The 3,726-nt window shown below is 38.5% G+C and carries 3 protein-coding genes; all 3 read right to left on the bottom strand.

All coding sequences use genetic code 11. From position 1 onward, the window contains the following. Positions 1–133: 133 nt before the first annotated feature. Positions 134–1,030 (bottom strand): 3-hydroxyacyl-CoA dehydrogenase, encoded by an 897-nt coding sequence (locus tag K1F36_RS19820; protein ID WP_220115333.1) that lies wholly within the window; start codon positions 1,028–1,030, stop codon positions 134–136. Position 1,031: 1 nt separating this feature from the next. Continuing rightward, positions 1,032–2,966 (bottom strand): oleate hydratase, encoded by a 1,935-nt coding sequence (locus K1F36_RS19825; RefSeq protein WP_220115334.1) that lies wholly within the window; start codon positions 2,964–2,966, stop codon positions 1,032–1,034. 90 nt (positions 2,967–3,056) lie between these two features. Beyond that, positions 3,057–3,726 (bottom strand): helix-turn-helix domain-containing protein (locus K1F36_RS19830; RefSeq protein ID WP_220115335.1); only part of this gene is annotated, 670 nt, incomplete at its 5' end.

A 3,726-nucleotide genomic window follows, 5' to 3' on the forward strand; every position in this document is an offset into this window, starting at 1 on the left:
TATTTGCCGTTTTTAGTGGACTCAACCATCCGGCTCATCCAGCCTCTATATCCTTATTATTCTAAATTCCAATTGTTGGTCGACGAACTCCAAGACAACACAATATAACCTCCCTATAATCGATTTATTCTTTCTACTTCAAAAAATCCTCTTTCTGAAAAGCCGGATTTGGGTATGTGTAAAATCCTGCACCAGTGGCCACGCCTAATTTATTCTTATTAATGAAATTTTCTTCTAAATATTTCACCACTTTTATCTTGTCGGCATCCTGTGTTTTCTCGGCTGCCATTTTATTTATGTTGTAAGCTGTTGTAATGCCCACAACATCCAATATGGCACATGGACCTACGGGGGCACCTGTAGCCTTCATCCAGGTTTTATCCACGGTTGGTGGGTCGGCAACTTCATTGACAACTAGATCGAGTGCAGCACCTAAAAGAGGTACAAGTAAAGAATTGAGAATATAACCAGGTTGTTCTTTGTGCAATGGCAAAGGCAACATTCCAATTCTTTTTGCAAACTCCACCATATCGTTGAACACTTTGGGCGAAGTAGTCGGGTGCCCCATAATTTCTGCGGTATTGTGTTTCCAAATTTCGTTGGCGAAATGCAGGGCAACAAATTTCTCCGGTCTTCCAGTAGAGGAAGCGAACTGACTTGGTAAGAGTGTGGAAGAATTAGTGGCAAACACCGTTTTTTCAAGAGCTACTTTTGCCAGTTTTTTATAAAAACCCATTTTAATCTGTGGGTCTTCGGGTACGGCCTCAATGAGCAGGTCGGCATCTTTTACAGCCTCTTCTAAATTGGATGAGTAGCTCAAATTTTGATATGTATCTTCCAATTGTTCCTGACTTGCATTCAAATCATTTTTAAATGCGTAACTCATAATTTCAAACTTGCCTTTTGCTTTTTCCAATACTTCATCATTAATGTCATAAACGGTGACATTAAATCCGTGAAATGCTGTTTGGAAAGCAATTTGATAGCCTAATACGCCACTTCCAGCTATTGTAATATTTTTATAATTCATTTTATTTGTTCTTTATCCATTCTTGAATTTTATGGAACTGTTCTTGAAAGAAAGATTCATGTTCTTCTTCCAAAGTTTCTCCTTTGGGTAGGATGTGCTCGAAATAACTGTCTTTCAAAATTTTCCTCAAGATGCTTTCACCTGGGATCGGTCTATAATCATTTAGTGATTTTGTGGCTTTCAACAATTGTCTAATATCGTATTGCAACGGTATGATATCAGGCACTTGCTTGTTCAGGTTCAACAGTTCGTAAACGGCAATACGGGCAGTTCTAACGGAACTTTCCATGGTAAAGACAATATCGTTGTTGGTCTCTACAAATTGTCCCACCAAACCTAAATTTTTACAACCCTCGGGAACTACATTTGGTCTGTCGCCCTTTGCCCTTGGCATAAACATTGAAGTGATGTAGGGCATAAATGCGGTATGTACAATGGTGTTTTCAATAACATCATCAATTTGGTCAAGAATGCCTAGGTGATAACAAAGTTCAGTCAGTATTTCGTCTCCTGTACATTGAGGCATAGGTTTTTTAATATAATTTCCTTCTTTATCCATATATAATGAATACACCCAAAGAACCAGAACATCATCGGGTTGGTCAGGAAAGTGTGGCTGACGGTTGCAGGTAAAGCTCATTAGCCAATCAGAATCGGTAATGGTAATAATGCCTCCCGTTGCAGTTTTTCCTGAATACGGGTCGTTAATGGTATATTCTTTCAACTTTTCGGTAAAGGCAGACGGTTTACACGTTAATGTTGCCGATTCCCAAGAAGATTTTTCAATATCGCCACAGAATTTTTCGGGACGACCAAAAATCTCGGATTTTGACGCTAAATTTTTCCATAATTTCCATCCGGCACTTTGTCCGCTCGAACCGTTGTCCATTTCTATGATCGGTGCGGTTTTGTTTGTTCCATAAAACGTGTCCTCGGTCATGGAACCGGTGGTCACAATGACATAATCGTCTTTCCCTATTGGTATTCTCACTTCCCTTTCATCTTGTTCGGTAACGATGCCTTCCACCACTTTGCCATGGATATTACTGTGAATGTCCAAATCTTTTACCAAAGTATTCAACTGAATTTGTACGCCTTTTGACTCTAAATGTTTTCGCAAAGGCGTAATGAACGTATCGTATTGGTTGTATTTTGGGAAAACCAGACAGGAAAAATCTTTCATTCCATCAATGGCGTGAAGAAAACGGTGCATGTACAGTTTGCATTCCAATAGGCTGTGCCAATTTTCAAAGGCGAACATGGTGCGCCAAAAGAACCAAAAATTACTGTCTAAAAATTCTTGGCTAAAATAATCTTCAATCGTTAAATCGTCTAAATCTTCTTTTTTCTTCAACAATAATTTCACAATGGCCAATTGGTCTTTTCGCTCCAGTCCGAATTTGCTGAAATCCCGAATTTCACCTTGGTTGTGAATCAAACGGGCTTTGGAATAATTGGGGTCATTGTCGTTTACCAATCGGTATTCGTCTAATACGCTGTACGGTTCAGGAAGTTCTTCGGCTGGAATATCCTGAAACATATCCCAAAGATTCTCATAGGTCATATCCATTTCCCTACCCCCTCGGATAATATAACCGTCTTCGGCATTTCCGGCACCATCCAAAGAGCCCCCGTCAACATGCAATTGGTCTAAGAAAATGATGTTTCTGCCAGGAATCTTTCCATCTCGTATAAAATAATATGCTGCCGACATACCCGCAATACCACTACCTACAATGTATACTTTGCTGTTCTCATAGGATTTTGGGGGAATACCGATATTTCTTTGATAATTTCCAATCTGATCCGAAAAAGGCATGGTTTTTTCCTTGGTGTTCAATTGTACTTCCTTACTCGAATCGGGCTCGTGGTTTACATTTCCATATTCTTTTGATTTCGATAGAAACGAACCGAACTTATCTGTTATGTTTTTCATTTTTTTTGGTTTTCAAGATTTTACAACAAAGATAGTTGTATACTTAAATTCGCATGTATCCCGAAATTCCGTATTTGTGTGCTTAATTTTTCAGGAACTTAAATTTTGCCTTGTGCGATAATTTGAAGGAGAAATGGAAGCATGCCTTTTAAAGAATCGACCAAAGGCAGATGTAGAATTGAAATGTAACTGAAATGCGATTTCCGAAATGGTATATTCTGGGTTTCCCAATAGAACATATGCCTCTTTTAGTAGAGTTTCATCAATTACCTCATGTGGTGTCCTGCCGCTTGCTTTTTTTACCACTTCAATCAAATATTTATTGGAAATATGCAATTGTTCGGCATAAAACTGTACCGATCTTTGTTCTAAAATATGTTCTTGTACCAATTCCCGAAACTTTAAATGGAATATAGGGATGGTTTTATCCTTGTTTTGAATCTCGACTACAGACAGATGGGTAATCTCGGCTACTTCGAGCAAAACATTAAAAATGATACTACGGATAATTTCATCGGTGAAATTTCCGTTGGACTTGGTTTTATGCTCTAAATATTCAAGTAGGCCAAGTAAATGTTCAATCGTTTTTGGCTGTGCGCTTAGCATGGAATAATTACCATTTTGGAAGAGCCCGATTTTTTCGATGATAAATGGATTGGAAATGTTCTTGAGCAAGAAATTTTTTTCAAAAAAAAGAAGTTTCATTGTGAAGTCTCTACTGGAAACACCGGACATAGTATACCACCTTCGCCGGAAAAGA

The organism is Flagellimonas abyssi, from assembly GCF_019457905.1.
Lineage (GTDB): Bacteria > Bacteroidota > Bacteroidia > Flavobacteriales > Flavobacteriaceae > Flagellimonas > Flagellimonas abyssi.

Bases quoted from the DNA above. Each gene is read 5' to 3' on its own strand.
- K1F36_RS19820 (WP_220115333.1), bottom strand. From the start codon at position 1,030: ATGAATTATAAAAATATTACAATAGCTGGAAGTGGCGTATTAGGCTAT.
- K1F36_RS19825 (WP_220115334.1), bottom strand. From the start codon at position 2,966: ATGAAAAACATAACAGATAAGTTCGGTTCGTTTCTATCGAAATCAAAA.